Source organism: Archangium violaceum (assembly GCF_016887565.1).
In the GTDB taxonomy this organism is placed as follows: Bacteria; Myxococcota; Myxococcia; order Myxococcales; family Myxococcaceae; genus Archangium; species Archangium violaceum_B.
Window position 1 is genome coordinate 975198 of the sequence record NZ_CP069396.1, and the last position, 26679, is coordinate 1001876.

General features: G+C 70.5%; 22 protein-coding genes. 14 read left to right on the top strand and 8 right to left on the bottom strand.

Features of this window, described 5'->3' with window-relative positions; all coding sequences use genetic code 11:
• Positions 1–366: 366 nt before the first annotated feature.
• The 3 genes from JRI60_RS04150 to JRI60_RS04160 all read left to right on the top strand — a co-directional run bounded on the left by JRI60_RS04150 (position 367) and on the right by JRI60_RS04160 (position 2686).
• The gene (locus JRI60_RS04150) at positions 367–1221 is read left to right on the top strand and encodes an HAD family hydrolase (RefSeq protein WP_204224573.1); all 855 of its coding nucleotides are present in this window, start codon (positions 367–369) and stop codon (positions 1219–1221) included.
• A gap of 175 nt (positions 1222–1396) precedes the next feature.
• The gene (locus JRI60_RS04155) at positions 1397–2356 is read left to right on the top strand and encodes a hypothetical protein (protein ID WP_204224574.1); all 960 of its coding nucleotides are present in this window, start codon (positions 1397–1399) and stop codon (positions 2354–2356) included.
• 3 nt (positions 2357–2359) lie between these two features.
• Positions 2360–2686, top strand: a complete 327-nt coding sequence (locus tag JRI60_RS04160) for a hypothetical protein (RefSeq protein WP_204224575.1) — start codon at positions 2360–2362, stop codon at positions 2684–2686.
• Between the two features lie 129 nt (positions 2687–2815).
• Here JRI60_RS04160 and atpA read toward each other — a convergent pair whose 3' ends face one another.
• From atpA to atpH, 3 genes are all read right to left on the bottom strand, one after another.
• Positions 2816–4363 carry a F0F1 ATP synthase subunit alpha gene (atpA, locus tag JRI60_RS04165; RefSeq protein WP_204224576.1) on the bottom strand — a complete coding sequence of 516 codons (1548 nt, stop codon included), beginning with the start codon at positions 4361–4363 and terminating at the stop codon, positions 2816–2818.
• 171 nt (positions 4364–4534) lie between these two features.
• Positions 4535–6019, bottom strand: coding sequence for a sensor histidine kinase (locus JRI60_RS04170; protein ID WP_204224577.1), 1485 nt, complete (start codon positions 6017–6019; stop codon positions 4535–4537).
• A 137-nt stretch (positions 6020–6156) separates the two neighbouring features.
• Entirely contained in the window at positions 6157–6702 is a 546-nt protein-coding gene (gene atpH, locus JRI60_RS04175) for an ATP synthase F1 subunit delta (RefSeq protein WP_204224578.1), read from the bottom strand.
• A 194-nt stretch (positions 6703–6896) separates the two neighbouring features.
• Here atpH and JRI60_RS04180 point away from each other — a divergent pair, with 194 nt between their 5' ends.
• Positions 6897–8711 carry an Hsp70 family protein gene (locus JRI60_RS04180; protein WP_204224579.1) on the top strand — a complete coding sequence of 605 codons (1815 nt, stop codon included), beginning with the start codon at positions 6897–6899 and terminating at the stop codon, positions 8709–8711.
• A 19-nt stretch (positions 8712–8730) separates the two neighbouring features.
• Here the strand turns inward: JRI60_RS04180 and JRI60_RS04185 are convergent, their stop codons facing one another.
• On the bottom strand, positions 8731–10152 hold the full coding sequence (locus JRI60_RS04185) for a galactose oxidase-like domain-containing protein (RefSeq protein ID WP_239470338.1): 1422 nt from the start codon (positions 10150–10152) through the stop codon (positions 8731–8733).
• Positions 10153–10411: 259 nt separating this feature from the next.
• Here JRI60_RS04185 and JRI60_RS04190 point away from each other — a divergent pair, with 259 nt between their 5' ends.
• From JRI60_RS04190 to JRI60_RS04200, 3 genes are all read left to right on the top strand, one after another.
• Complete coding sequence (locus tag JRI60_RS04190) at positions 10412–12511, top strand: beta-propeller domain-containing protein (protein ID WP_204224580.1); 2100 nt, start codon at positions 10412–10414, stop codon at positions 12509–12511.
• A 17-nt stretch (positions 12512–12528) separates the two neighbouring features.
• Positions 12529–12876, top strand: a complete 348-nt coding sequence (locus JRI60_RS04195) for a hypothetical protein (RefSeq protein ID WP_204224581.1) — start codon at positions 12529–12531, stop codon at positions 12874–12876.
• Between the two features lie 120 nt (positions 12877–12996).
• A complete protein-coding gene (locus JRI60_RS04200; RefSeq protein WP_204224582.1) occupies positions 12997–14373 on the top strand; it encodes an MATE family efflux transporter in 1377 nt (458 codons plus the stop codon).
• Between the two features lie 19 nt (positions 14374–14392).
• Here JRI60_RS04200 and JRI60_RS04205 read toward each other — a convergent pair whose 3' ends face one another.
• Both JRI60_RS04205 and JRI60_RS04210 read right to left on the bottom strand, forming a co-directional pair.
• Entirely contained in the window at positions 14393–15106 is a 714-nt protein-coding gene (locus JRI60_RS04205; RefSeq protein WP_204224583.1) for an esterase family protein, read from the bottom strand.
• A gap of 153 nt (positions 15107–15259) precedes the next feature.
• The gene (locus tag JRI60_RS04210) at positions 15260–15844 is read right to left on the bottom strand and encodes a hypothetical protein (protein WP_204224584.1); all 585 of its coding nucleotides are present in this window, start codon (positions 15842–15844) and stop codon (positions 15260–15262) included.
• 108 nt (positions 15845–15952) lie between these two features.
• Here JRI60_RS04210 and JRI60_RS54340 point away from each other — a divergent pair, with 108 nt between their 5' ends.
• Positions 15953–17113: an AAA family ATPase gene (locus tag JRI60_RS54340; RefSeq protein WP_204224585.1), complete on the top strand. Its 1161-nt coding sequence runs from the start codon at positions 15953–15955 to the stop codon at positions 17111–17113.
• 20 nt (positions 17114–17133) lie between these two features.
• Here the strand turns inward: JRI60_RS54340 and JRI60_RS04220 are convergent, their stop codons facing one another.
• Entirely contained in the window at positions 17134–18156 is a 1023-nt protein-coding gene (locus JRI60_RS04220; RefSeq protein WP_204224586.1) for a hypothetical protein, read from the bottom strand.
• A gap of 472 nt (positions 18157–18628) precedes the next feature.
• Between JRI60_RS04220 and JRI60_RS04225 the strand changes: the two genes are divergently transcribed.
• The 6 genes from JRI60_RS04225 (at position 18629) to JRI60_RS04250 (ending at position 26021) form a co-directional block, all read left to right on the top strand.
• Positions 18629–19531 carry a hypothetical protein gene (locus JRI60_RS04225; RefSeq protein WP_204224587.1) on the top strand — a complete coding sequence of 301 codons (903 nt, stop codon included), beginning with the start codon at positions 18629–18631 and terminating at the stop codon, positions 19529–19531.
• Between the two features lie 15 nt (positions 19532–19546).
• A complete protein-coding gene (locus tag JRI60_RS04230) occupies positions 19547–20449 on the top strand; it encodes a type VI immunity family protein (RefSeq protein ID WP_204224588.1) in 903 nt (300 codons plus the stop codon).
• Positions 20450–20508: 59 nt separating this feature from the next.
• Positions 20509–20964, top strand: coding sequence for a hypothetical protein (locus tag JRI60_RS04235; protein WP_204224589.1), 456 nt, complete (start codon positions 20509–20511; stop codon positions 20962–20964).
• Complete coding sequence (locus JRI60_RS04240) at positions 20961–22802, top strand: hypothetical protein (protein ID WP_204224590.1); 1842 nt, start codon at positions 20961–20963, stop codon at positions 22800–22802. Before JRI60_RS04235 ends, JRI60_RS04240 begins: the two co-directional genes overlap by 4 nt.
• The gene (locus JRI60_RS04245) at positions 22799–25636 is read left to right on the top strand and encodes a bpX6 domain-containing protein (protein WP_204224591.1); all 2838 of its coding nucleotides are present in this window, start codon (positions 22799–22801) and stop codon (positions 25634–25636) included. Before JRI60_RS04240 ends, JRI60_RS04245 begins: the two co-directional genes overlap by 4 nt.
• Before the next feature lie 109 nt (positions 25637–25745).
• Positions 25746–26021: a hypothetical protein gene (locus JRI60_RS04250; protein ID WP_204224592.1), complete on the top strand. Its 276-nt coding sequence runs from the start codon at positions 25746–25748 to the stop codon at positions 26019–26021.
• Here JRI60_RS04250 and JRI60_RS04255 read toward each other — a convergent pair.
• Positions 26018–26389: a response regulator gene (locus tag JRI60_RS04255; protein WP_204224593.1), complete on the bottom strand. Its 372-nt coding sequence runs from the start codon at positions 26387–26389 to the stop codon at positions 26018–26020. The genes JRI60_RS04250 and JRI60_RS04255 overlap by 4 nt on opposite strands.
• Positions 26390–26679: the final 290 nt, after the last annotated feature.

The following is a 26679-nucleotide window of genomic DNA, read 5'->3' on the forward strand; positions in this document are numbered from 1 at the left end:
CCCGGGGAGGGGATCCGGACGCGCCGCCCCCGCCGCCTTCGCACCCAAGAGGTGCCCGGCGGAAGTGCAGCCTTACTGCCATGCTGCTCCAGCGGCCTTCCCAGGGGACCGCCGAAGCACGCGGCGCCTGAATCGCGCCGACATTCCCAGGTCTACAGGGAGGGTCTGACATCCCCGTGGGCCCTGGCGTCTCCCCAGAGCCAGGGCCCACGGTTCCTCCACCGACCATGGACTCGTTCTACACGGAGGGTCTGACACGTCCGCTCGGCAGGTGGTTCCCTCGTCCCCCTGACGCGCCCCGGCTTGATTCCAGGGGGAAAGGGCGCCTATTTCCCACCTCCTGCGACAGCGCGAGGACTCAGGACGATGGCGATTCGATGCGTGGTGTTGGATTTCGACGGGACCTTCACGGACGTGGTGGCGGAGGGCGCCCCCTTCGTCGAGCACTTCCGTCGCCGCCTGTCCGAGGTGCTCGGCCGCGATGTGATGGAGGCGGGCTGGGCCGGGGTGGAGGCGGAGGTGGTGAGCAGCTCCGAGGAGCATGGCTGGGAGGTGGGAGGCCGCGTCGTGGCGCCGGCCGTGGCGGACCCGTACCTGCTGTCCAACTTCGTGGCGCGCCGGCTGTGCGACAAGCTGGGGGTGCTGCCCGACAAGGCCGAGCGCGCGAAGCTGCTGGACGACCTGTACCGCGAGGCCTACGCGCGCACGGCCATGGCCTTCAAGCCCGAGGCCAAGGAGGTGTTGGAGGCGCTGCTGGACACCGGGCTGCCCGTGCACGTCGTCACCAACGCGCACACGGACGCGGTGGAGGCCAAGCTGACGAAGCTGGCCCCGCGCGGCCGCGAGCGCCTGCGCGTGTCCGGTGACGCGCGCAAGTTCCTCATCGAGTCTCCCGCCACGCCCGACGCCGTCTTCGACGCCGTGCCCGACACGACGCGGGTGGAGGGCGCGCTGGTGCGTCCCATCTACCTGCGCCGGGGCCGCTACTACGAGGCGCTGCGCCGCATCTGGAGCGAGACGGACACCTCGCCGGAGACGACACTGGTGGCCGGGGACATCTTCGAGCTGGACCTGGCGCTGCCCGCGGCGCTCGGCGCCAGCGTGCAGCTGGTGGCCCGCGCCAACGTGCTCGAGTACGAGCGCCGCGCCATCACCGCGCTCGGGGCCCGCGGCGGCATGGACACGAGCCTGCGCGCCATCCTCCCCCGCCTGCGCGGCTGAGCGCGGCGCGCGGATCGTCCAGGATTCTACACTTCCGGGACGGGGTGCTCGCGGACGGGCCACGCGCTCGTCCTGTTGGCCAGAGGCGGGGAGCCGGGGCTGACGTGCTCGGCTGTCCGCTCGAAGCGGTAGGCTGGTGGGCAGGACGTAACGCTCACAGCCGCAGGGGGAGCCGATGACGTGGACGCGAGGGTGGACGCGGGTCGTTCCGGGCGCATCACTGGCGCTCGTGCTGGTGCTGCTGCCGGGGTGCAAGACGCCCGGCAGCTTCCGGGAGCCCATCGCCCGGTTCCAGCAGGGCACCTCCCAGGCCAGCTCCGCCCTGGGCCTGTACTACGCGCAGATGAACCGCTTCGAGAGGGATCTCTACCTCGATGACCGGCTGTACGACTCCTCCCTGGAGGTGCTCGCCACCGACGCCGCCGGCCCCACGCCCCTGCTGGGCAAGGTGTTCTCTCCCGAGTCCATCCAGGCGCGCATGGACGCCATCGCGCTGCTGGGCGTCTACGCCGGCCGTCTGGCCACGCTCGCCGGCTCCGAGGAGCCGGGAAAGCTGCCCGAGGCCGCGACGGTCCTGGGCACACAGCTCGGCTCGTTGAGCCAGCAGATGCAGACGCTGGCCGGCAAGGGAGACACCACGGCCAGCCGCTACGTGGAGCCGTTGACCACCCTGGTGGGCGTGGTGACCTCGCTCTACGTGGAGAACAAGCAGGGCGCGGCGCTCCAGAAGGGCATCGAGGAGGGCACGCCCCGGGTGAACGCCATCATCGACCTGCTGGAGGCGGACATGCTGGGCGTGCTCGGCCCTCAGCGGCTCACGGGCGCCAGGCAGGCCCTGGCCTCCCGGGTCATGTTCTACAACACCCACCGCGACAAGCTCTCGCTGGCCGAGCGCCGCGCCGTCCTCGCCGACATCCGCCAGGCCGCCGAGGACTATGAAGCCCTCGTGGTGGCCAACCCCGTGGAGATGGCCCGCGCCCTGCGCGACGCCCACGAGGCCCTCCGCCGCTTCGCCCTCACCGACCGCAAGTTGGAGTCCTTCGAGGAGCTCTCCGCCGCCATGCGCGCCTTCCAGGGTCGCGTGGAGACGGCCGCCGCCGCCGTGCAGCGCATCCACTCTCCCAAGCCGGAGTGAGCCATGATCTTCGACACCCAGACGTTGGCCCGCATCATCGAGCGCAGCTTCGATCTGTCGATGGATGGCTCCCTTCCCCAGGAGACCCGCGCCGAGTACCTCGCCCACGGCAAGAAGCTGCGCGAACAGATGGTGCAGTTGCTCGGAGCCCGCTTCTCCGCCGACTCCGTCGAGCTCAAACAGGCTACTTCCGCCATGCACGAGACCAATGCCGCCCTCTCCCAGGCCGCGGATGATTTGAAGGCGGTTCTCCAGGTCGTGGGCCGGTTGGGCGAGCTCGCCGGTTATCTCGACAAGGCCCTCAAGGTGGCGGGACGGGTCGTCTCGTAGGCGGGCATGACCCTCACCCCAGCCCTCTCCCAGAGGGAGAGGGGGCATACACGGGGGAAAACACGAAGCCCCGCGTTCCTCTTGGGAACACGGGGCTCGGGGTGAGGCTTCAGCTCTCGCTGGCGTCGATCAGATCTTCGCGCCCTGCGTCGGCTGGAACACCTCGTTGAACTCGGCCAGCGCCTTGTTCAGCGCCGCCTTGATCTCGTTCGTCAGCTCGCGCTTCGTCGAGATGTCCTTGGCGATCTGCGGGTAGCGGCCGTCCGCGAACTCGATGAACTCGCGCATCCACCGCACCACGTCGCTCACCGGCACCTGGCGGATCCACCCGCGCTTGTTCGCGTCGTCACGGTTGGTCGCCGCGTACAGCTGCATGACCTGCTTCTCGACCGGCATCGGCTCGTACTGGCCCTGCTTGAGCACCTCCACCAGACGCGCGCCGCGCGCCAGCGTCTCCTGCGTGGCCTTGTCGAGGTCCGAGCCGAACTGCGCGAACGCCGCCAGCTCGCGGTACTGCGCCAGGTCCAGCTTCAGCGTACCGGCCACCTGCTTCATCGCCTTGATCTGCGCCGCCGAACCCACGCGCGACACGGACAGACCGACGTTGATGGCCGGACGCACGCCCGAGAAGAACAGGTCCGTCTCGAGGAAGATCTGCCCGTCGGTGATGGAGATGACGTTCGTCGGGATGTAGGCCGACACGTCACCGGCCTGCGTCTCGATGATCGGCAGCGCCGTGAGGGAGCCAGCGCCCTCCTCGTCGGACAGCTTGGCGGCGCGCTCCAGCAGGCGGCTGTGGATGAAGAACACGTCGCCCGGGTAGGCCTCGCGCCCGGGGGGCCGGCGCAGCAGCAGCGACAGCTGGCGGTAGGCCACGGCCTGCTTGGACAGGTCGTCGTAGATGATGAGCGCGTGCATCTTGTTGTCGCGGAAGTACTCGCCCATCGCGACGCCGGCGTACGGCGCGAAGAACTGCATCGGCGCGGGGTCCGACGCGTTCGCCGCCACCACCGTCGTGTACTCCATGGCGCCCTGGCGGGTCAGCTTCTCCACCACCTGCGCCACCGTGGACTGCTTCTGACCGATGGCCACGTAGATGCAGTAAACGTTCAGGCCCTTCTGGTTGATGATCGCGTCCACCGCGACGGCCGTCTTGCCCGTCTGGCGGTCACCGATGATCAGCTCGCGCTGACCGCGGCCGATCGGCACCAGCGCGTCCAGCGCCTTGATGCCCGTCTGCAGCGGCTCGTGCACGCTCTTGCGCTTCACGATACCGGGGGCCTTCACCTCCAGCTTGCGCTGCTCGGTGCCCACGATGGGGCCCTTGCCGTCCAGCGGCTCGCCCAGCGCGCTCACGACGCGGCCCAGCAGGCCCTTGCCCACCGGAACCGAGGCGATCTGCCCGGTGCGCTTGACCAGGTCACCCTCGCGGATGTCCTTGAAGTCGCCCATGATGGCGACGCCCACGTTGTCCTCCTCGAGGTTGAGCACCAGGCCCTTCACCCCGTTGGAGAACTCCACCAGCTCGCCGGCCAGCACGCCCTCGAGCCCGTAGATGCGGGCGATACCGTCGCCCACGGAGAGCACGGTACCGGTCTCGGCGACGGTGACCTTCTTGCCGTAGTCCTTGATCTGCTCCCGGATGATTCTGCTGATCTCGTCGGCGCGGATTTCCATCTTGCGTCCTTGCACAGGGGCGGCCGGTGAGATTGCCGCCAGAGAAACCTGAAATGGCCGGGGCCCCCTTACCACGCGCCCCCCCCTACCGCAACGCGCAAGGGTTCCCTCGGGCATACGTTGTCATCGACTCTGTAAGAGCCACTGGGGGCCGGAGAATTCCCTCGGGGCTCAGGTGCCGGGAGCGTGCCGGGGCAGCCACACCAGGAAGCGCGTGCCCATGCCCACTCCGGACTCCACCGAGATGCGGCCCCCATGGGCCACGACGATCTGCCGGGCGATGTAGAGGCCCAGGCCCAGCCCGTCGCCACTGGCGCGCTTGCCGCGCTTGAAGGGCTCGAAGAGCGAGGAGCGCTCCTCCAGGGGCACCGGCGGGCCCTCGTTGCGCACCGACAGGTGGATGCCGTCCGGGGCCCCCGCCAGCTTCACCTCCACGGGGGTGTCCTCGGGGCTGTGCTGGAGCGCGTTGCCCACCAGGTTGTCCAGCAGCTGGCCGAGCCGGGTCTCGTCCCAGTTCCCCCGGACATCCCCCTCCACCTTCGGGGAGATCAGCCGGGTGGGGTGCGAGGCCTGGAACTCCTCCACCACCCGCTCCAGCAGCTTGTCCAGGGACAGCGGGGTGGGACGCACCGGGATGCCCCCGGCCAGCCGCGCGCGCGTGAAGTCCAGCAGCTCGTGGATCATCCGCTCCATGCGCTTGGCGGCGGCGGACACGTACGTCACCTGCCGCTCCTGCGTCTCGTTCAACCCGCCGGCGCGCTGGAGCGCCCCCACGCTGAGTTGAATGGCGTACAGGGGCGAGCGCAGGTCATGCCCCACCACGCCCAGGAGCTGCTCGCGGAAGGCATCGGCACGGGTGGCGGCCTCCTCGGCGGCCTTGCGTGCGCTGATGTCCCACACGGCGGTCATCCGCACGGAGCGCCGGGCGTGCTCCACCTGACGGCCGAGCACCTCCAGGAAGAGCCGCTTGCCGTCGGCGCGCAAGCCCGTCAGCTCGTAGGGCGTCTCCACGTTGCGGGAGAGCGCTTGCTGCACGGCGTCCCGGGACTCGGGGGCCACCCAGCGCGTCAGCGGCTGACCCACCATGTCCTCCGGCGTGGTGCCGAAGAGGCTGGCCAGCGAGCCGCTCGCCTCGAGGATGATGCCCCCGTCATGCAGGAAGAAGCCGTCGCAGGAGACGGTGACGAGGCCGCGCAGCCGCGCCTCGCTCTCGCGCAGGGCCAGCTCCTGCTCCACGCGCGCCGTCTCGTCCTCCAACAACAGCCCCACGCCGGTGCGCAGGCCGCCCGAGAAGGTCGGCAGCAGCGAGAGCCGCAGGTGGTGGCGCGGGCCCGTCGGGGACGGCGGGCCCAGGGTACCGGACACCCGGGCCCCCACCACCGGCTCACCCGCCAGGGCCTTGCCGAGCAGCGGCGCCAGGTCCCGCTCCAGTCCCGGCCAGACCTCGGAGGGCGTGTGCCCCTCGCACTGGGAGGCGGGCATTCCCGTCAGGGTGATGAAGGCCGTGCTGACGAAACGGAAGCGCAGGTCCTTGTCGAGGAAGGCCAGTCCCAACCCGGGCGCCTGGAGCAGCGCCCCGAAGAAAGGCACGGCCTCCTCGGGCAACGAGGGAGCCGGGGGGCTGACATGAGAGCGGTTGAGAACGGGCTGCGCCATGGAAAGGAGGGAGACACGGGTTGGGGACCCGCGCCGTCACCATAACCTTTCCAGGGCCCGCTGGGAATACCGGGCTTGCCGGGAAGTGCGAGGGACCGGACAACACCACCTGTCCGGTCGGTTGGAGCCCTGGGGGACTAGCGCTGCTTGAGCTCGCGGCGCATCTGCTCGAGCTGGGTGCGCAGCGTGCCGTCATACAGGGTGCTGCCCACCTGGGCGGCGACACCGCCGAGGACCTTGGGGTCCACCTTGGCCTCGAGCACCACGTTGCGCTGGGTGAGCGTCTTGAGGGTGCCGGAGAGGCTCTGGAGGGTCTCCGGGGAGAGGGGGACGGCGCTGGTCACGTGGCCGCGCACGCGTCCGGCCTGGGCATCGGCCATGTCGCGGTAGAGGCGGGCGATGTCCGGCAGATAGACGAGCCGGTTGCGCTCCACCAGCAGGCGCAGGGTGTTGGCCAGCACGGGCTCCATGGGACCGAGGGCCTTGAGGAGCGCCTCCACCACGCGGACGCGCTGCTCGCGGGAGTAGGCAGGGTTGAAGAGCACGTCCGCCAGCTCGCGGTTCTGCGAGAGCGCACCGGAGAAGGTCGAGAGCTGCTCGGAGACGGCGTCGGAGCGGGCAGCCTCGGTCGCGACGTCGAGGAGCGCGCGGGCGTAACGGCGGGCGATTGACACGTTCACCATGGCGCGGCGGCCCTTAGCACGCCCCCGGGCCCCGGGCAACGCCAGGGCGCCTGCCCTGTCCGGAGTCTCCAATAAGTTCCCCTGTGGCTGTACCCACCGGGTGGGGGACAAGGGGGCCTCCGGAACCGCGCTTCTCCGGCGTATCATGCCAACACCGGCCCCGGTCCCAGGCCCCGGCCACCGGCTCCTTCTCCATGCGCGAACCCGTCATCGGTATCGATCTGGGCACCACCAACAGCGCCGTGGCCTCCGTGGAGGAGGGCCGGCCCCGTGTCATCCCCTCGCGAGCGGGAGGGCGGCTGACGCCGTCCGTCGTGGGACTCACGCCGAAGACGGGCGAGCGCGTGGTGGGCGGCAAGGCGCAGGCGCTGGCCGAGGAGCATCCCGAGTGCGTGGTGTGGGCCACCAAGCGGTTCATCGGCCGGCGTTTCACCCCGGAGCTGCTGCAGGCGGCGAAGGCGGTGGTGCCCTACCAGCTGGTGGGCGGCAACACCGGGGACGTGCGCGTGAAGATGGCGGGGCGCACCGTGCCGGTCACCCAGGTGTCCGCCATGATTCTGGGTGAGCTGAAGCTGGACGCCGAGGCGCACTTCGGGCGGCCGGTGAACAAGTGCGTCATCACCGTCCCGGCCAACTTCGATGATGGTCAGCGCCAGGCCACGCGCGAGGCGGCCACCATCGCCGGGCTGGACGCCATCCGCCTCATCAACGAGCCCACCGCCGCGGCACTGGCCTACGGGCTGTCGCGCGGGTTCCAGGGCCACGCGCTCGTGTTCGACCTGGGCGGCGGCACGTTCGATGTCACCGTGTTGGAGATCACCGACGGCGTCTATGAGGTGAAGGCCACCGGAGGAGATCCGGCGCTGGGTGGCGAGGACTTCGACCTCAAAATCGTGGAGTGGCTGCTGGCGCAGGTGGAGGACAGCCACCGGGAGCTGGTGCACCGCGACGCGGTGTCCATGCGCAAGCTGAAGGTGGCCGCGGAGCAGGCCAAGCGCGAGCTGACGGAGTACGAGGAGACGCTCATCTCCCTGGCGGGCCTGGGGGACCACACCCAGGGCGGGTGGAAGCTGACGGGCCTGGAGACGGCGCTCACGCGCGACTTCTTCGAGCAGCTCATCGCGCCGCTGTCCAAGCGCTGCCTGGACGTGTGCGCGTCGGTGATGCAGGAGGCGCGGATGGATCCGCGCTCGGTGGACACGGTGCTGCTGGTGGGCGGCATGACGCGCGTGCCGCTGATTCGCCGGCTGGTGGCGGACTTCTTCGGCAAGGCGCCGTCCACGGACGTGAACCCGGACGAGGCGGTGGCGCTGGGGGCGGCCATCCACGCGGACGAGCTGGCGCGTCAGTCGGGCGCGGCGCTGCTGCTGGACGTGGTGGGCAACTCGCTGAGCGTGGGCGTGCTGGGCGGGAGGGTGCGGCGCCTCATCAACAAGAACAGCTCGGTGCCGGTGGTGGCCAAGGAGCTCTTCTACCCGGGCAGCCATGGACAGACGGAGGCGCGCATCTCCATCTACCAGGGCGAGAGTGACCTGCAAGACGAGAACCGCAAGCTGGGCGAGGTGGTGCTGCGCAACCTGCAGGGGACCTCGCGCACGGACACGCCGCTGGAGGTGACGTTCGAGCTGTCCAACGAGGGCATCCTCTCGGTGCGGGCCGCGGACCTGAAGACGGGCCTGTCCGAGGCGGTGCGGTTGGAGGCGCGTCCCCACCTGCCGGGACAGGAGGCGGAGCGGCTGGTGAAGGAGCAGGCCGCCTACGCGCAGAAGCAGGCGAGGGAGGATGCGCAGAAGACCGAGGACAAGTTCCGCAAGCTGCTGGAGCGCGGGGACAAGCTGGCGAAGCTGCTGCAGCAGAGCGCGAAGGAGAACCCCGGCGAGCAGGCGGAGGCCGCGGTGACCAACGTGCAGTCGCTGCTGGACTCGGGCCGCGCGGCCCTGGAGTCCGGGGACGCTGAGCAGTGCGCCCAGGTGGCGCGTCAGCTCAACCAGCTCCTGTCGGGACGCTGAGGCGGGCCGCTGGCGCGGCTCACGGTGTCGTGGTGATGCGCACCATGCGGCCGATGGAGGGCACTCCCGCGTCGTTCACCAGGAAGAGCTGGTAGTAGCCCGGCGGGGCCACGTTGTTGTTCGCCGGAGCGCTGAGGGTGAGGACGCCGCTGCCACGCGTGAAGCCCAGGGTGACGAGCCGCTGGTTCTGGTCGAAGGCATGTGTCACCGAGCCGAGGGCGATCAACGTCACCTTCGTCACCCGGGCCGCGTCCGGAGTGGAGAGGGTGAAGGTCGTCCCGGGTGTCACCACGTCCGGCGCCGAGCTCACCGTGGGGCGAGCGCCCTTGAAGAGATAGGGGGGCGAGAAGACCTCGGCGCTCCTCACGTTGCGGCCGCCCGCGCTCAGCACGCGCCCGTCCGGCAGCAGCAGCGAGGTGGAGTGGTAGCCACGGTAGACGCGGTTGCTGGAGAGCCTCGTCCAGACGTTGGTGGTGGGGTTCCACACCTCGGCCAGGAAGACGGGCGCGTTCTTGTTGTCGAAGCCGCTGCCCTTGCTGCCGCCCATGACGAGCACCGTGCCATCGGGGAGGAGCGTCGCGTTGTGCTGGCGCCGGGGCGTGCTCATGGGCGCCATGTACCGCCAGACGGGAGTGGTCGCGGTGAGATCGATCTGCTCGACGGTGGCGGTGGGAGGATCCCCCCCGCCGATGATGACCACCTTGCCATCGAGGATGACCGCGGGCCCGTAGCTCCGGGAGCCGAAGTTGCTCGAGGGCGCCGAGCTCCAGGCGCCCGTGCCGTTCGGGTCCATGAAGCGGCAGGTCCGTGATGGCCCGGCCAGGAACAGTCTGCCATTGGGCGCCAGGAACAACCGCGGGTAGTACGGCAGCTTGAGCCGCGCGGTCGTCATGTCCCGCCAGGTCCCCGTGGCGGCCAGGTAGCGCTGGGGCAGCTCGTTCATGATGCCGGTGCCCACGGTTTCGCCCGAGGTCACCATCACGTCTCCATTGGAGAGCGTGGTGTTGGTGGGGTACCAGCGCCCGTCGTTCATGTCCGGCAGGCGCGTCCACCCCGAGGTGAAGGGGTCGAAGAGGCTCGCGTCCTCCAGGCCCACGTGGCTCTCGATGTGCCCACCGGTCACGAGCAGCCGGCCATCCGCGAGGTACGAGTGGCCGGCGCAGAAGCTGTTGTAGCCCGGCCAGGGCAGCGAGCTGATGCCGTTGGTCGCCGGGTCCCAGAGCCGCGGGGGTGTATCGCCCTCGCCGAACTCACCGATGAACATCACCTTGCCGGTGGGCAGCAGGTGGGTGTGGGTGGCGGAGATGGGCCAGGACATGATGCCCGACCACTGCCCCACCTCCGCCGGGGTCTGGGCCCTCGCGGGCCATGCCAGTGTCGCGCAGCCGACGAGCCAGAGTGCGCACACGCGCGCCCGGGTGGAGAAGGATCTCATCGACATCTCAGCCTCCGGAGGGGGTTGCTGCCAGTCCAGATGCAGAACCTAAGTGAGCGGGCTCGCGTGCCAATCGGTCCCGGGGTCCGAGGGAGTGATGGTTTTCCGGCTGCCCTGCACCGCCGGGCCTCGATTTTTCGAGACTCCTCGCCGCGTCACGCACCCGCAACTCCTTGGAATCCCGAGTGCCCGGGCACGCGTCCGGCCCCTGGCACAGGGGTGGCAGAGCCCCCCGCGGCCGGAAGACGACTCGAGGAGTGGCGACATGCATGGGAAGAACCGTGGTTGGCTGGGATTCGCGCTGTTGGGTCTCGTGGGGTGCTCAGACAGGGGAGACATCCCCGACAACCAACCCGTACAGATGAAGGCGAAGCTGGAGTCCTTCCAGAGCTGCGAGGCGCTCGAGTCCTATATCGAGGACGCCGCGGTCCTCGACATGCGCGCCTCGCTGGAGCAGTCCAAGCCGTCCTATTGGAAGACGCGGGGCGGTTGGTTCGGCTCGACCGATGATTTGGAGAACTCCGGGGGCGTTCCGGCTCCCTCCACGGGCTCTCCGACGGGCACCCCGTCCGCTCCGACCAACCACACCGGCACCAACAACCAGGTGGCCGGGGTGGACGAGGCGGACTTCGTGAAGAACGACGGCACGCGCATCTTCGTCCTCTCTGGGCAGAAGCTGTATGCGCACCGCTCCTGGCCGGCCGAGTCGCTGCACGCGGCGTCCTCGCTGAAGCTCGAGGGCTGGCCCCGGGAGATGTTCCTGCGCGGAGACAAGGTGGTCGTCTTCTCCGAGGTCCACGAGCCGCGTCCGGACATGAGTGGAGGCAAGGGCGGTGGCTACTCGTGCGCGCCCATGAGCCCCTGCGTTGCTTCCGGGGCGACGAACACCAAGGTGACGACGGTGGACGTGTCCAACCTGGATGCGCCCCAGGTGACGGGGCAGCTGTACCTGCCGGGCGGCTACCACAACGCGCGGATGGCGGGCAGCTCGGTGCGGCTGGTGATGCGCGACGAGTTCCGCTGGCCCACCGGCGTGCGCTGGTGGCCCGACTACTCGCAAGAGCTCTGGGAGGATCAGGACCGGCTGGAGAAGGAGCTCGACAAGCTGAAGGTGCAGAACGAGCAGCTCATCCGCGAGCGCACGCTGTCCGACTGGCTGCCCGAGGGCCGGCGCAAGCGGCCGGACGGCTCGGTGGAGACGGTGGGCTACGACTGCCAGGACTTCCACAAGACGAACGCGCCCACCCGGTTGGGCATCGTCACCGTGGCGTCGATCGACCTGGACGGGGAGGCGGCGCAGGCCCCGGGCCGCACCTCGCTGGTGGCCCAGCCGGGTGAGGTGTACGCCACCGACAGCGCGCTCTACATGGCCACGCCGCACTGGTGGTGGTGGCCGGAGGCGGGACAGAAGGACCACACCTACGTGCACAAGCTCGACCTGAGCCAGCCGCACAGCGCGCGGTACGTGGCCAGCGGCACGGTGGAGGGGCACCTGCTGGACCAGTTCAGCATGGACGAGCACGAGGGCGTGTTGCGCGTGGCCACCACCATCTCCTCGCGGGAGTCGGAGCTCGGCAACTCCTGGGGCCGCATCGAGACGACCAACCGCGTCGCCACCTATACGGAGGAGGGGGGCCAGCTGCGGCTCCTGGGCCGGAGCGAGGAGCTGGCCAAGGGCGAGCGCATCTTCAGCGCGCGCTTCCTGGGCGACAAGGGTTACGTGGTGACGTTCCGGCAGGTGGATCCGCTCTTCACCTTCGACCTGTCCGACCCGGCGCACCCGCGCAAGGTGGGCGAGCTGAAGGTGCCGGGCTTCTCCACGTACATCCATCCGCTGGGCACCACGCACCTGCTGACGGTGGGCATGAACGTGCCGGAGAACGGTGACTGGAGCACGCGCGCCGTGAAGCTGTCCCTCTTCGACGTGTCGGACCCGGCACACCCGCGCGAGGCCTTCACGCAACTGGTGGGCACGGCCTACGGCTGGAGCGAGTCGCTCTACCAGCACAAGGCCTTCAACTACTTCCCGGCCAAGGGGCTGCTGGCCATCCCCTTCACGGATTGGGTGCGGCCCTACTACGGCGGCGACTACTGGGGCGGCTTCGTGAGTGATCTGCGCGTCTTCCGCGTGGACCCGGCCACCGGCTTCACCCCGGTGGGTGCGGTCTCCATGAAGGACGTGTACCAGACGATCAACTCCTACCAGTGGAGCTGGACGTACTCGCCGGCCGTGCGGCGCAGCGTGATGGCGGACGATTACGTGTACGCCATCTCCGACGCTGGCGTGCGCGTGTCCCATGTGAGCAACCTGGCCACGCCGCTGGCCACCGTGCGCTTCGATCCCATCTCCTATACCTCTCCGTGAGGCCAGGCCCTCGCACCATGAGTGTTCTCACCGTGAAGACGCAACCGGCTCCCTCTCACCGCACCGCTCGCCGGGCCACCGTGCTCGCCGCCTCGCTGGGCCTGCTCCTGGCGGGCGGCGGGTGCGGGAAGGCGGAGGACGGGTACCTCAACCTGCTCGCCCTGCCGGAGGACTGCGAGGTCGACAAGACGTGCGCGGGCCTCGTCGGGGTGAACTGCAGGTCCGAGGTGGACGGCCCCTACTACTACGTGGAGGGACTCTCCGGCCGGATCGTCGCCACGTGCGGCGGGGCGTGCATGCTCGGGCCCCAACCCGAGCAGGGACTCTGCGTGGAGTGCCCTCCCAAGGAGTGGACGTGTAAGTAGGGGAGGCAGGTTGCCTGGGGAGCATGCGTCGGGCTCATGGGTCAGGCGAGCGGGGCGGGAGACGTCCAGGAAAGGACACCGCGCATCCGCCGCGGAAACCCGCTATAGGCCAGCCCGCCCATGTCCGCCGCACTCCCCAGTCGCCGTGAAGAGCTCAAGGAGCTCTGGAAGCTCGCCCTGCCCATCGCCATCGCCCAGGCGGGCCAGTCCCTCATGAGTTTCGTGGACACGGCGGTGGTGAGCCGTGCGGGCACGCAGGCGCTGGCCGCGGTGGGCCTGTCCACCGCGGTCTTCTTCGCCGTCAGCAGCTTCGCCATGGGGCTGATGATGGGGGTGGACCCGCTGGTGTCGCAGGCCTTCGGCGCCGGTAACGCACGCCGCGCACGGGGACTCCTCTGGCAGGGCAGCTACCTGGCCGTCATCGTGGGCCTCGCCCTGGCGGTGCCGCTGATGGTGGTGCCTCGGATGCTGCCACTGTTCGGGGTGGACTTCGCGGAGCTGCCCGAGGTGCGGGACTACCTCGACTGGCGGGCGCCCAGCCTGCCGCTGCTGCTGCTCTTCATGACCTCGCGCTCCTACCTCCAGGCGACGGCGTTCACCCGCCCGCTGGTGGTGGCCACCGTGGTGGCCAACCTCTTCAATCTGGGCGCGGACATCGTGTTCGTCTTCGGCGGCGAGGTGCTGCCGGCCTGGTGCGGACCGCTGCGCCTGATTCCCGCCATGGGGGTGAAGGGCTCGGCCATCGCCACGTTGCTGTGCTGCGTGCTGCAGTGGGGCCTCGTCGCGTGGGCGGTGCGCAAGGTGAAGGTGCCCGGGGGCGTGCCCTCGGTGCGGCCGGTGCGCGCCGACATCCTCCAGGGGCTGCGGGTGGGTCTGCCCATCGGCCTGCACATCGCGGCGGAGGTGGGCGTCTTCTCGTTGGCGGGCGTGCTGGCGCGGTGGTTGGGCCCGGAGAGCATGAGCGCGCATCAGATCGCCATCTCCTACGGCAGCCTCTCCTTCACGGTGGCCGTGGGCATCGGCAACGCGGGCGGCGTGAGGGTGGGCTGGGCCGTGGGGGCTCGCAACACGCCCCAGGCGCGGCTGAGCGGGTTGATGGCCTTCGCCTCGGGAGCCGTCTTCATGTCGATGAGCGGGCTGCTGTTCGCGCTCTTCCCCCGGCCGCTGGCGCACCTGATGGGCACGCCGCCCGAGGTGATGTCCCTGGTGGTGCCGATGCTGATGGTGTGCGCCGTGTTCCAGATTTCCGACGGCGTGCAGGGCGTGGGCGCGGGCGTGCTGCGCGGAGCGGGGGAGACCCGCTTCACGTTCGTCGCGAACATGGTGGGGCACTACCTGGTGGGCCTGCCGGTGGCACTGATGCTGGGCTTCGGGCTGAAGCTCGGCGTGGTGGGCATCTGGTGGGGCCTGTGCGCGGGACTCACCTCCGTGGCGCTCGCGCTCTTCTGGCGCTTCAAGCGCCAGAGCTCCGGGACGTTCCAGCCGCTGGAGGCGTGAGGGGCGGGGCGGCTGAGTCTCACCACGGCAGGTAGTGTTGGATCATCTGCCGCCACACCGGCCAGTCGTGCGTGCCTCCGTTCCAGATGGCCAGGTGGTTGGGGATGTCCTTCGACCACAGCAGCTTCGACATGCTCTCGTTCGACGGCCGGCAGAAGTCGTGCTCGCCCACCGCCAGCACCATCTCCACCCGGCGCAGCGCCGCCAGCTGGGCCGCATCTCCCAGCCCCGGCAGCCACTGCATGCTCGAATGGAAGTACACGCTCTCGTCGTGGTGGCCGTCGAGGAAGTCCTCCGTCTCGAACTTGCCCCCCATCGACACCAGCCGCCGGAACACGTTCGGGTTCCTCAGCCCGATGTTGTACGTGTGGAAGCCTCCGAAGCTGCATCCTCCCAGCGTCAGCCGCCCTCCCGTGCTGCGCGACATCAGCAGCGGCACCACCTCGTGCAGCAGGTACTGCTCGTATGCCGCGTGCCTCGCCACCCGGTCATGCGGGTGGATGGACGTGTTGAACCAGCTCTCCTCGTCCACCGAGTCCGCGCACACCACGACGTACCGCCCCGATTGGATGCGGTCCGCGATCGCCCCGATGAGGCCGAAGTCCTCCGCCTGGTAGAAGCGCCCCTTGCTCGTGGGGAGCAGCAGCACCGGCTCCCCGGAGTGTCCGAACAGCAGCACCTCCATGTCACGGCCCAGTCGCTCGCTGAACCAGCGATGGTATTCGCGATTCATAGGGCCTCTCCTTTACCCCTCGTTCACGTGCCTCGGGCGGACTCCCGTCCCGAGGGACGGTGTTGCCGCGCGGCAGTGAACAGTTGGGCACGGGGCTGGAGCCCGGGGGACGGAGACCCTCACCCCGGCCCTCTCCCGGCGGGAGAGGGAGCTCTAGAAGCGCAGCGTGGGGCCCAGCAGGATGGTGTGCAGCGGTTTGGCGCACTCCGTGGGCGAGGTGATGTCCATGGTGCCGTCCACTCGCACGTCGCACCACTGCCACGCCGTGGACGCCGTGATGCCCAGGTGCTCGCCCAGCCACGTGTCCATGCCGACTCGCAGCGCCGTGCTCAGTCCGTCGTGCAGCATCCGCCTCGGCGTCCCCAGGTCGTCCAGCGTCAGGGGCGTCGAGCGGCTCTGCGCCACGCGCAGCCCCACCCACGGGTTCACCCCTCCATCCCGCAGGAAGCGCAGCCGCAGCTCCACCCCCAACGACCGGTAGTCCAGTTGCAATTGTTGCCCCTGGATGCGAGCGCCCCACGTCTCGGCACCCTCTCCCACCACTCCCAGTGACAGCCCGAAGGGCGCCTCCACTCCCACGTAGGCCTGGAGCGCGCCTCCCCTGGCCCGCACTCCGGAGGTGTGGTCGATGACGAAGCCGGTTGTCGCCGCGGCGTAGCCCCTCCACTCCCTCGCTGCCGATGTCCCCGACCACAACAACGCCGCCACCAGGGTTCCGAGACTCGCAACGTGTCGCATGTGGCCGCGGAGCTTAGCGCAGACCCTCCCCGTCAGGTCCACCCACACCGTGCGTACGTTCCCCGGCGGGCATTCGGCGTGGTGCCGGAGCCGGGTAGAGTCCCACCCATGTCTCTCTCCTTCGAAGCGGCTGCTTCCTCCGTGCGCGACGCCCTCACCGATGCGGGGCGGGGCCTGGTGGAGCGCGAGGCCATGGTCGAGCTGGTGGCGCTGTGCGCCGTGGCCGGCGAGCACCTGCTCGTCATCGGCCCTCCCGGCACCGCCAAGAGCGAGGCCGTTCGACGCACCGCGCGAGCGCTCGGCGGCGGCTACTTCGAGTACCTCCTGGGTCGCTTCACCGAGCCCTCCGAAATCTTCGGCCCCGTGGACCTGCGCAAGCTGCGCGAGGGCGTGGTGGAGACGGAGACGGCCGGCATGCTGCCCGAGGCCGAGGTGGCCTTCCTCGACGAGGTGTTCCTCGGCTCCACCGCCATCCTCAACACGCTGCTCGGTCTGCTCAACGAGCGCGTCTTCCGCCGCGGCCACACCCGCATGCACTGCCCCCTGCGCGTGTGCGTGGGCGCCTCCAATGCCCTGCCCGAGGACGAGGCCCTCGCCGCCTTCGCCGACCGCTTCCTCGCGCGCACCTTCGTGGAGCCCGTGCCCGACACGCGCCTGGAGGACCTGCTGGCCGGGGGGGCCTCGCTGGGGCGCCTCGAGGAGGCACGCACCGCGTCATTGGAGGCCGTGGACGTGCTGGCCCGCGCGGCGCGCGAGGCGGACCTCGGACCGGTGAGACCGCACCTGGCCCATGCGCTGCGCACCCTGCGCGCCGCCGGCATCGGCCTGAGCGACCGGCGCATGGTGAAGGCCCAGCGGCTGGTGTCCGCCGCCGCCGCGCTCGCCGGGCGCACCACCCCCAGCGTGGCCGACCTGTGGCCCCTCGTCTACGCGGTGCCTTCCAAGGAGGGACAGGCGCTCGCCCGCGATGTGCTGCGCGAGCTGCTGGCCCGCTCGGAGAACCCCGCCCTCGCCGCCGCCGCCCTCGAGGCCAGCGCCGGGCCCCTCGCGCGGGCGCAGCGCATCGCCCAGGCCGGACGGACCGCGCTCGCCCAGCGGCCCCCGGACGCGGACTTCGAGGCCCTCGCCTCCTGGCGGCTGAAGTTGGAAGGCGTGGCGCGCGAGATGGACGCGGGCTTCGCACCCGAGTCCCTGCCCGAGGACCTCCAGACCGTGCGGGAGGAGCTCCGCGCCGCGCTCTCCCAGGTGGCCCCGGCCCAGGCGGCCTGATACGTGCCCGGCTGGCTGCCTCAGGGCAGCTCGCTCCTTCTCGCGAAGGCCCTCATCCACGCGTGCTCGTCACGGGCCCTGGGATGGCAGGACTCCTCCTGCAACGCGGTCAGGGGCCAGCGGTAGTAGGCAGCCCGCTTCAGCGCCGTCTCCCACTCGCCCAGCTCCACCCACAATTCGATGCTGTCCATCCGCGTCGGGCTGTGCCCCGTCAGCTCGGAGCCGTACATCTGGATCAGCAGGCCCGTCTCCAACTCCAGGCGCGAGCGCTGCTCGCGCAGGCGGGCCCCCACTTCCCACAGCAGCCGCCCCATCCACCGCTGCTCGTCCTCGTTCAGATGCGCCTTGCTGGCCCGGGCGCGTCGCAGCAGCGCCTTGCCGAGAGAGATTCCCTGGGCCGAGCTGGCCAACAGCAAGGCATGGTGGTGGGGGATGAAGAACAGCCCCTCGAGGCGCTCGCGCATCTCCAGGTAGAACCGCTCGCTCAAGGGCTGCTTCCACTCGAGGGTGACGAGTTGCTCGAGTGCCTCCAGGTCGCGGCGCTCGAAGGGCACGTCGGGCGAGCGGCCAGCCAGGAATGCGCGGAGGGCGAGTTGGAGGGTCCGAGGGGCGGGCCCGGTGAGCTGTCCGAGCCGCTCCTCCACCGCGGGCAGCAGGATCCGTCGCTGTGGCACTTGCGTGTCGACCGGGAGGAGATGCTCGCGCAGGGCCATGAGGAGCGGGACGGAGGTGCTGGTGCGCACTTGATCGAGTCCCCAGTCCAGTCGCTCGGTCAGCTCCCCCAGGGCCATCACCGCCAGCGGGAATCGTTGGGGCTCGTCGGCCTGCTCCCAGTCCCTGTGGGTGTAGACCAGCAGGTGATCCACCTCCAGCGGCTCGGGGAGCAGGTCGCTCTTGCTGAAGTCGGGCCGGCCGAGCGCGTTCCAGGCCTCGAAGAAGGCATGCCGCCAATCAGGCGTCTTCGCGCGACGCTCGGACAGTTCCAGCAGCAGATGCGCCTCCGGGGTGTCCTTGACTCCCGGGGCCGAGAGTTCCTTCCTCATCAGGTCCACCCGGAGGTCCACCCGGCGTTCATGCTCCAGCCTCCAGCACGCGTACATCAGATGTGCCGGCGCGTAGGACCTGGCGATCTCGAGCGCCCAGAACAGCTTGGATTTCGCCTCCGGGTGGCCCGCGAAACATAACGGGGTGGCCTCCTGGGTTCGTTGTGCGGCCCAGAGCTCGGGAGCGATCTGGTTCTTCGGTCGCCCTTCCTCCACCAGCCCCGGCCGCCACCCGTCCACCAGTCGCTCGTCTTCTTCCTCGACGCGACGAGGAGGTCCGCCGAGTCGTTGAAAGGCGGCCCACCCACCGCCCGCCGCTAGAGGCGCCAGTCCCAGGGCCCATCGCAACAGACGGCGGCGCGGCCACCGCTGCTTCCTCGCTACAGCCCCTTCCGGTGGCCGCGCGCCACCCGGTTCCGTCACGCCGTCTTTCTCGTCCGCGTTCATGGTGCCGCTCTCTATAGTAGGCCCCATGCGTCGTACCGCAAAGATTGGGCTCGTGCGGTTGTTGCTGCTCCTGGCCCTGTGTCAGGTCGGGTGTCTGGCGGAGTCGGACTCCGCCGAAGTGGCGGGGAGGTGCGGGCCGCGAGACCTGACCCCCGAGTGCTGCCTCAAGCAGTTTCCCGGCCAGTGGGAGCGCTGTACCGGTTCGCCCGAGATGGCGCGGGCCGCGGAGGCGGCGGAGGCTACCGGTGCCGTGGGGAGGACTCCCTCCCTGACGCTCAAGGCCACTGCTGCCGGCCTGATCGCATCCATGGCGGGGCAGACCGTGCGCATTGGTTCCGCCGAGCAGCGGGGCACGGAACTGGCGGCGGACCTGCTCGCGAAAGTCGAGGCGGCCATCGTCCGGTGCGTCCGCCGGGCGGACCAGCAGGTCAACGACTACCATTTCCATGGAGAGAGCCCGGATTGGGACATCTGCCAGCAGGTCAATGTGGGTGAGCGGACGACGTGGGCCGCCTACCTGGGTCTCTTCAAGCACGAGCAGGCCTGGCCGTGCCTGCGCGAGGCGCTGGACAAGCTGTTACCGAGGAAGAACCACCGGCTCCGCCCGCGCTTCTACGTCGACCCGACGACGGGAAGGTGGGAGCACATGCCCGAGGAGATGATGAGCCAGATCCTGTCGCGGGAAGGCTGGTCGGGTTTGAAGGGGACCATCGAGCCGGACATCGTCATCCTGGATGAGAACGGCTTCATCGTCCACGTGTACGATCTCAAGTTCCCGTGCCCGGAGAGCAATGCGGCACTCTGGGAGCGGTACATGGATGGACGTTGGAGGGATCGGTTTCAGGGTGACGTCTATGAAGAAGCCCTCGGTGTGGAGCCCTTGCTCGTATCCCCTCGGTGGGGCGTATCAATACCGAGGGACAAGTAGAACGAGAGGACCATCATGCGCTATCCGAAGTTACGGTACTACGACAAGCGCGGCTGGTTGAGCGCAGTCGATGCTCTGCTCATGAGCTTCTACATGCCGCATCCCAACGAGCGGATCGCCCCCGCCGTCATTCGTGCCGTGGAGCTCTTCCGGGAACGAATAAAGCCCTATCGGCTCCTCTGGAACGACACGCATGATGGGCAAGGCGAGCCGCTCGATGACGCTTCCTGGGAAAGGACCCGCAGGAAAACCCTGGATGCAGGGGCTGGCGGGAGCGGGTCCTTGATGTTGTATGACAACCCCTCTGGGATGAATGAGATCCTCGTAGACTACAGGGGGTTGTCCCCTGTCCCTCTTCCCTGGCCAGAGCGGAAGGACGACGTGTGCGTCCTGTACCTGCGCCTGCCCACGGAGTATCTGGAAGAGCGGGGCCCGGAGCACGTCCGTACGCTCGCCCTCGAGCTGGCGGCGGAGCTCCCTTTCAGCTCGGGGTATGTGGACTTCGTCCTCTGTGCATCCCGGGCGGGTTCCGTCGACGCCCTCGAGCTCATCCGCCCGCGCTACCCGGGGGTGCATCTCGCCGCGAGCTCGGCCATCATGAACGTGAACACCCGGGTGGAGGGCATCCACTGGATGAACTTCCTCGGACAGCCGGTGCTCGGTCAGCTCGGCGGTGTGTCTGGTTTGCGCGAGCGCCTGATGCTTCCAGGCGTCTCCATCCAGGAGATGAGCGGAGACCGGGTGCTCATCACCCTCGGCGGGCGGCCGGAGCCAGGGGACGTAGAGGCGGGCCAGTCGCTTCCCCTGCACCGCGCGCTCGCCCGGATTCTCGAGCCCTACCTCTACCAACGAAAGCCGTTGTTCGGTCACCCGGTCCCCGAGGCGCTGCTCCGCTGGGACCGCCGCTTCCTGGAGTGACGTGCCCTCACCAGGGGGACGTGCCCGTGTCGGGCACCGGGTGATGTAGGCTTCGCCTCGTGGCGAGCCCGTCGAGTCGAGCGCATCATTTCTCCCCCTCCTGGAGCCCTCGGGCCCAGCCGCTGCGGGCGCTCGCGGTGGTGGGGGTGGGGCCGGTGGCGCTCGCGCTCGCCCGGCGGGTGCTGTCCGTGGAGGACGCGGCGCTCGCCCGGTGGAGCGGTGTGGCCGGGCCCGGCGTGCTCGTGCTGCTGGGCGACACCGAGTCCCTCCCCTGGGTGGAGGGTGTCGTCTACCTCGGACGCGACGCGGCGGCGCCCTCGCTGCTGCTGCCGTGCACGCTCGCCCCGGACGTGGCCCCCGCGCTGCTCGACCGCGCGCTCGTCGCCCGAGCCCAGGCGGGGACTCCGCTCGCCGTGCTGCCCCGCTCGGGACAGCTCGTGCCCGTGGGCGCGGCGCGTCCCGTGTCCCGCGAGGCCCTGAGCACATGGCTGGCGAAGCAGGAGGCCGCTCCATGAGCGAGCTGCCCGAGGCGCTGCGTCCCTGGGCGAGGCAGCTCTCCCTCTTTCCCGAGGATCTGGCGCTCAGTCTGGGCGCCCATGTGGCGCGGCTGGCCGCGGCGATCGGCCCCATGCGCCCGCGCACCGAGACGGAGGGCGGCGAGTTCCACGGCTATGACGGCCTCACCCGGCGCGGCTCGCCCGAGCGGTTGTTGATGAGCGAGTGGTTGATGGCCCTGGAGGCCCCGGACGAGTTCGTTCGCCGCGCGGCCTTCGGCGAGCTCGCCTACTTGCGGCCCGCCTTCCGCCAGCCCCAGGGCGGGCGTCGTCTCGTGGTCCTGCTGGACACGGGGCCGGACCAGTTCGGCCCGCCGCGCATCGCGCACCTGGCGCTGCTGGTGGTGCTCGCCCGGCGCGCCGAGACGGCGGGAGCGGGCTTCGCCTGGGGCGTGCTCCAGTCCCCCGCCAGCAACGGACCCTTCACCACCGTCGATGTCGCCAGCATCGGCCAGTGGTTGAAGGCGGGCAGTGCCGCGCCCCCCTCCGACACGCAGCTCGCCGCGTGGCGCGAGGCACTCCAGCTCGGCCGCGCTCCGGATGATGTGTGGCTGGTGGGCGGCGCGCGTCTCTCGCGGCTCCAGGGAACCGAGCGCCTGTCCCGCGTGGCGGTGGAGGAAGTCATCGCGCCCGGGGCCCGGCGGCTCGCGGTGGAGGTGCGGCCCGCGTCGCGCGCGGCGAGCCAGGTGGTGGTGGAGCTGCCGCCCGTGCCCCAGTGCGTGCGGTTGCTGAGGGATCCGTTCGTCACCTCCGTTGCCGCGCCCGTGCTGGACACCCGCGCCGGCATCGTGAGGACCATGCGCTTCTCCGCGGACGGGCTGCGGCTGCTGCTCGCGTACGCGGATGGCGGCGTCGCGGCGCAAGCCATTGGCCAGTCCCCGCGCGCCACCACGCCCAGGCCCAAGCGCTTCCAGCCCCTGCGGGACGAGTCCGTCGTGGCCATGGGCTGGCGCCACAAGGGGGGACTGCTCGCGGTGACGCTGCGCGGGCGCACCCTGCACGTGCACGGCGCGTTGAAGAACGCCGCCACCGGCCGCGCCACGGGTTACCCACTGCCCGAGGGCGACGAGTCGTTCCAACTGCCTCGCAAGGGCGAGCCCCCCCTGCTGGCCCTGACCCAGATGCACCAGGGCCGCAACATCGAGACGGCATACGTGCTGGACGCGGCGGGCGTGCTGTACCGCCTCATGCAGATGGAGCGCGGGCCCAGGGTCATCCCCGTCTCCCGGGGCGTGAGCGCGCTCGCCGAGCGCAAGGGCGCCCTCTACTTCGTGTCTCGTGGCCCGGGGGGCTCTCAGGCGGCGGCCATGTTGCAACTCGAGCGGTGGATGCCCGCGAATGCCTCCGTGCTGGAGCTCGGGCTCGTCGGGGATGGGGTGGCGTATTTCGGTCACGCGACGGAATCCGGCTTCAACGAGGCGGGCCCCCTCGTGGTGCGCCATCAGCCCGGCGGCTGGTGTGTGCTGCGGTACCTGACCTGGTTGGAGAAGCAGCCGGACAAGGTGCTGCGCACGGAGCTCTCTCCTCCCATCGGGATGCGGGTGGTGGGCGTGTGCTCCCACCCCTCGGCGGGGACACCGGCGCTGGTGGTGCTCGGGAAGGATGAGCGCACCTTCTCCCTGGTGACCGGGAACGGCGCCACCGAGACCCTGGTGGTGGCCCCATCCCCGGTCGTCAACGCGTCCGTCAGCCACGCGCTGCCCATGCTGGCCTGGCTGACGAAGAGCGGCGAGGTGGGGGTGTGGAGCTTCCCGTACAAGGCCCTCGTCTTCCGTTCCACCTCGGGAGGAACGCCATGAGCGCCGCGCGACGGTCCGGGCCTCGCGCCCATGTGCACCGGGGCACCGTGCAGGGCGTGGCGCTCTGGTTCGACCCCGCGCTCCTGGGCGAGGCGGAGGCGCGCCGGCGCGTGCTGGCCGAGTGGACTCCGGGCGTGGGCGTGTATGCGCTCGCCGGGGGCTTCCTGCTGCGGCTCCCGTCCCCGCGCTCCATGGCATGCGCCGAGGCGCCGGGCCTGCCCTTCACCCTGGAGGACGGCGTCCTCCTCTCCGCGCCCCTGTCCGCCTCCGAGCGCGAGCGTCTCGCGCCAGCTCCCGGGTCCGCCGTGCTGGTGCGCGCGGGGACGGCACGGGTGCATCCGCTCGAGCCCTCGCGGCGGGTGGACGTGTCGGAGTGGCTCGACGTGTCCGGCTGGAAGGTCGTGCACGTGGAGGGATTGGGCGCGCCACCACCTCCCGTGGCCGAGCCCACGCCTGTCGCCGCGCCCACGCGCGCCAGCTTCGGGCTCGCTCCTCCCGCGCCCGAGGCCGAGGCGATGAGGGCAAGGATGGAGGGCCGCGCCGTGCCGGAGACGAAGGCGGAGCCGGAGAGCGCCGCTCGCCGTCCGGGATTCCTCGCGCGGCTCCTCGCACGGCTCCGGGCCAGGTGGGGCGGGGAGACCCGACGGCCGGGCAAGATGACCGTGGACGGGAGCACGGCGTCCACCCAGGTGGCGAAGGTCGCCGCCAGGCCTTCGTTCCTGAGGCGCATGCTGTCGTCGCTCCTGTCGGCCCTGCGCCCCTCGCGCAGCTCCGGGACCGCGCCCTCGAACGCGTCCGCGCCCTCCGCCCCGGCACAGGCACAGCGGCCACGTCCTCCCTCGGGGCCGGGACTCTTCTCCCGGCTCGCCAAGTGGCTCGCCACCTCCACGCCGCTGGGCGCGCTGCTGGGCCAGCGCAAGGCGGAGTACGTGCGGCGTCTCTTCGACCTCTTCGACGAGGGCAACCTGGACGAGGCGCTGCGCTACGCGATTCCTCTGGGTAAGCATGGGATGTCGGAGCAGGCCCGGCTCTCGCTCGGGCTGCCGGGTCCACGCGAGCGGCTCGCCATCCAGCCGGCCCAGGGTGGAGGGACGAGCATCTTCGGCGGAGGCGAGGCGGTGTACGCGGCGCTGAAGGAGCGCTACCGCCAGGCCTTCCGGAAGCTGGAGCGCGAGGGCCGCATCGAGGAGGCGGCCTTCATCCTCGCCGAGCTGCTGCACGAGGACGAGGAGGCCGTCTCCTTCCTGGAGCGCCACGGGCGGTGGCGGCTGGCGGCGGAGCTGGCCGAGGGGCGCAACCTGGCGCCGGGGCTGGTGGTGCGGCAGTGGATGCTGGCGAAGGACGTGGCCCGGGCGGTGGAGCTCGCCCGGCGCACGGGGGCTTTCGCGGACGCGGTGGTGCGGTTGGAGCGCACGCATCCGGAGCAGGCGCGTGTCCTGCGGCTGCTCTGGGGCGAGGTGCTCGCGCAGGCGGGCGACTACGCGCGCGCGGTGGACGTGGTGTGGCCGGTGGAGGACGCGCGGCGGCTCACGCGCGCATGGCTGGAGCGCGGCGTGGAGGCCGGAGGGGTCAGTGGCGCGCGGCTGCTGGCGCGGCTGCTCCTCGCCTTCCCCGACAGCTTCGAGACGGCTCGCGCCAAGGCGCTCGTGCTGCTGGACGGGGAGGACGCGGAGGGCGCCGCGGCACGCCACACCTTCGCGCAGCTGCTGGCCAACGAGGTGGCCCAGAAGAAGGACCTGGAGGGGCCCCTCGCGCTCCTGCGGCCGGCGGTGCGCGCGGTGTTGCGGGACAGGGCGGCGGGCCACCTGCCCCTGAAGGTCCGGGACGTCGAGAACCTCGTGCGGCAGCTGGGAGATCCGGTGCTGTGGGCGGACCTGCCCCCGTTGCCGCAGCTGCCCGTCCCCGGGGGCTTCCCGTCGGAGGGCCGGCCGGTCTCGCACGCCTTCGACGCGGCGGAGGGGGGGCCCTGGCCCATCCACGACGCGGTGCCCCTGTCCGGAGGGCGGATATTGGTGGCGCTCGGCGAGGCGGGGGCGCGGCTGCTCACGCCGGAGGGCCGGTGCGTGGCGCACTTCGACGTGCCGGCCTTCTCGCTGGTGGTCTCGTCGCACGAGGATCGGGCGTTGGCGCTCGCGCCGCGCGGGTCGCTCCAGCGCCTCTCCCGGTTGGACCTGGTCCAGCGCCGGGCCGAGCCCTGGTGTGACGCGCGCGTCGACGCCTTCGCGCCGGTCTACGACGGAGCCCTGTGGTTCCTCGCCGTGGAGGACACGGTGATGGCGGTGGACGTGCTCGCCTCGGACCTGCGCGCGCTGTGGCGGGTGCCTCGGGTGGGCGGGCGCGTGATGGCGCTGGCGGTGGGGGAGTCGGAGATGAGCTTCGCCCTCGTCGCTCCAGCGGGAATCGAGCGCTGGAGCTACTCCCTGCCGGACCCCACGCTGCGCTCGCGCCAGGTGCTGCCCGGTGGGGAGGTGGAGCGGGTGCTCTCACTCTCGCTGTGGAGGGATGGGGAGCTGGTGGCGCTGACCCCGCTCGGGCCGAGGTGGCTCGGTCCGTACGGGCGGTCGGGCTCGATGCCCACGCTGCCCGAGATGGCGCTGGCGGCGCTGGTCCTGGGTGGGTCCTGGATGGCGGCGCTGGAGCGCACGCCGGTGGGCGTCGGGGTGCGGCTGCTCGAGCGGGCGGGAGGTGGGGTGCGCGCGCTGTTCCTCTTCGAGGGCAAGTCCCCGGTCTCGGTGCGCTTCCACCAGGGAGTGCTGCTGCTCTTCGACACGGCGGGCCGGCTGGCCCGGGTGGACCTGGCGCGGGGCGAGGTGCGGCGGGTGGTGCCGCTCTGAGGGTGCTTGCCCCGCACCTGCCCAGAAGCGGACAGAAGCCCCGGCTCGCGGGGCCCTCCACCCCGGTTCTCGCCTTGCGGGAGTCCGAGAGCATGGACAGCTTGCGAGCATGCTCCTCCAATTCACGCTCTCGCATCAGGTGGCGCGCCTCTTGTCGTGCTGTCCGGCGACCGTGAGGGGACACATCCTCCGGGAGTTGTCCCAGAAGCTCACGAGCGTCGCCTCCCGTATGCGGCCCACGCCCCACAATGGACTGGAGGTGGGCGTGTTGCGGCTGCCCTCCGGCTTCCAGGTGAGCTACCAGCTGGACCGCGCACGGCAACAGGTGGAGATGCTCGACCTGTCCGGCGGAGGCAGCTTCAGCGCCGCGGCCGCGCCGGGCTAACGGCCGCCCAGGGCCCGCTCGATGAGGGCCCGCAGCGCGTTGAGATCCACCGGCTTGGGCACGGCGCCCAGGACGCCCTCGGGGAGCGGCTGGGTGGCGCCCACGCCGGAGACCACCACCACGGGCAGCGAGCGCAACGCCGGGTCCTCCCGCACGTGCCGCATCAGCTCCCAGCCGCTCATCACCGGCATCATCAAATCCAGGAGCACGGCCCTCGGACGAGGCGCGCCCCGCAGCCGCTCGAGTGCCTCCAGGCCATTGGCCGCCACGTCCACCTCGTAGCCGAGCGCCTCGAGGAATTCGGCGAGCAGCTCCCGGCTGTCGGCATGGTCCTCCACGATGAGGACGCGGTGTCGGCCTTCACTCATGTCCTGCGGCCCTTCCTTCTTCTCGGGGCGCGCCATAGCACGGTGGTGCGACCGGGGTGGACGGACTCTCCGGACTCCTCGCGCCAGGGTTGGCTCGTGGACCGATGCGGGCGGTCCGGACGCACCCGTTATGGGGGGTTGGGCCTGGATCGTTCGACGTGGGACATCTGGTGGGCCGCGGGAATGTGAAAACCAGGTCCCATGCCGGTAGCAGGACGTGAATGGTCATAGCGCCACCTGTCTGCTTGGGTGCGGGGGACAACCTCGTACGTTCGGTTCACCTCTAGGGG

What these genes read in the sequence shown, in the direction of transcription:
- JRI60_RS04150 (WP_204224573.1), top strand. Translation starts at nt 367, where the DNA reads ATGGCGATTCGATGCGTGGTGTTGGATTTCGACGGGACCTTCACGGAC.
- JRI60_RS04155 (WP_204224574.1), top strand. Translation starts at nt 1,397, where the DNA reads ATGACGTGGACGCGAGGGTGGACGCGGGTCGTTCCGGGCGCATCACTG.
- JRI60_RS04160 (WP_204224575.1), top strand. Translation starts at nt 2,360, where the DNA reads ATGATCTTCGACACCCAGACGTTGGCCCGCATCATCGAGCGCAGCTTC.
- atpA (WP_204224576.1), bottom strand. Translation starts at nt 4,363, where the DNA reads ATGGAAATCCGCGCCGACGAGATCAGCAGAATCATCCGGGAGCAGATC.
- JRI60_RS04170 (WP_204224577.1), bottom strand. Translation starts at nt 6,019, where the DNA reads ATGGCGCAGCCCGTTCTCAACCGCTCTCATGTCAGCCCCCCGGCTCCC.
- atpH (WP_204224578.1), bottom strand. Translation starts at nt 6,702, where the DNA reads ATGGTGAACGTGTCAATCGCCCGCCGTTACGCCCGCGCGCTCCTCGAC.
- JRI60_RS04180 (WP_204224579.1), top strand. Translation starts at nt 6,897, where the DNA reads ATGCGCGAACCCGTCATCGGTATCGATCTGGGCACCACCAACAGCGCC.
- JRI60_RS04185 (WP_239470338.1), bottom strand. Translation starts at nt 10,152, where the DNA reads ATGTCGATGAGATCCTTCTCCACCCGGGCGCGCGTGTGCGCACTCTGG.
- JRI60_RS04190 (WP_204224580.1), top strand. Translation starts at nt 10,412, where the DNA reads ATGCATGGGAAGAACCGTGGTTGGCTGGGATTCGCGCTGTTGGGTCTC.
- JRI60_RS04195 (WP_204224581.1), top strand. Translation starts at nt 12,529, where the DNA reads ATGAGTGTTCTCACCGTGAAGACGCAACCGGCTCCCTCTCACCGCACC.
- JRI60_RS04200 (WP_204224582.1), top strand. Translation starts at nt 12,997, where the DNA reads ATGTCCGCCGCACTCCCCAGTCGCCGTGAAGAGCTCAAGGAGCTCTGG.
- JRI60_RS04205 (WP_204224583.1), bottom strand. Translation starts at nt 15,106, where the DNA reads ATGAATCGCGAATACCATCGCTGGTTCAGCGAGCGACTGGGCCGTGAC.
- JRI60_RS04210 (WP_204224584.1), bottom strand. Translation starts at nt 15,844, where the DNA reads ATGCGACACGTTGCGAGTCTCGGAACCCTGGTGGCGGCGTTGTTGTGG.
- JRI60_RS54340 (WP_204224585.1), top strand. Translation starts at nt 15,953, where the DNA reads ATGTCTCTCTCCTTCGAAGCGGCTGCTTCCTCCGTGCGCGACGCCCTC.
- JRI60_RS04220 (WP_204224586.1), bottom strand. Translation starts at nt 18,156, where the DNA reads ATGAGGAAGGAACTCTCGGCCCCGGGAGTCAAGGACACCCCGGAGGCG.
- JRI60_RS04225 (WP_204224587.1), top strand. Translation starts at nt 18,629, where the DNA reads ATGCGTCGTACCGCAAAGATTGGGCTCGTGCGGTTGTTGCTGCTCCTG.
- JRI60_RS04230 (WP_204224588.1), top strand. Translation starts at nt 19,547, where the DNA reads ATGCGCTATCCGAAGTTACGGTACTACGACAAGCGCGGCTGGTTGAGC.
- JRI60_RS04240 (WP_204224590.1), top strand. Translation starts at nt 20,961, where the DNA reads ATGAGCGAGCTGCCCGAGGCGCTGCGTCCCTGGGCGAGGCAGCTCTCC.
- JRI60_RS04245 (WP_204224591.1), top strand. Translation starts at nt 22,799, where the DNA reads ATGAGCGCCGCGCGACGGTCCGGGCCTCGCGCCCATGTGCACCGGGGC.
- JRI60_RS04250 (WP_204224592.1), top strand. Translation starts at nt 25,746, where the DNA reads ATGCTCCTCCAATTCACGCTCTCGCATCAGGTGGCGCGCCTCTTGTCG.
- JRI60_RS04255 (WP_204224593.1), bottom strand. Translation starts at nt 26,389, where the DNA reads ATGAGTGAAGGCCGACACCGCGTCCTCATCGTGGAGGACCATGCCGAC.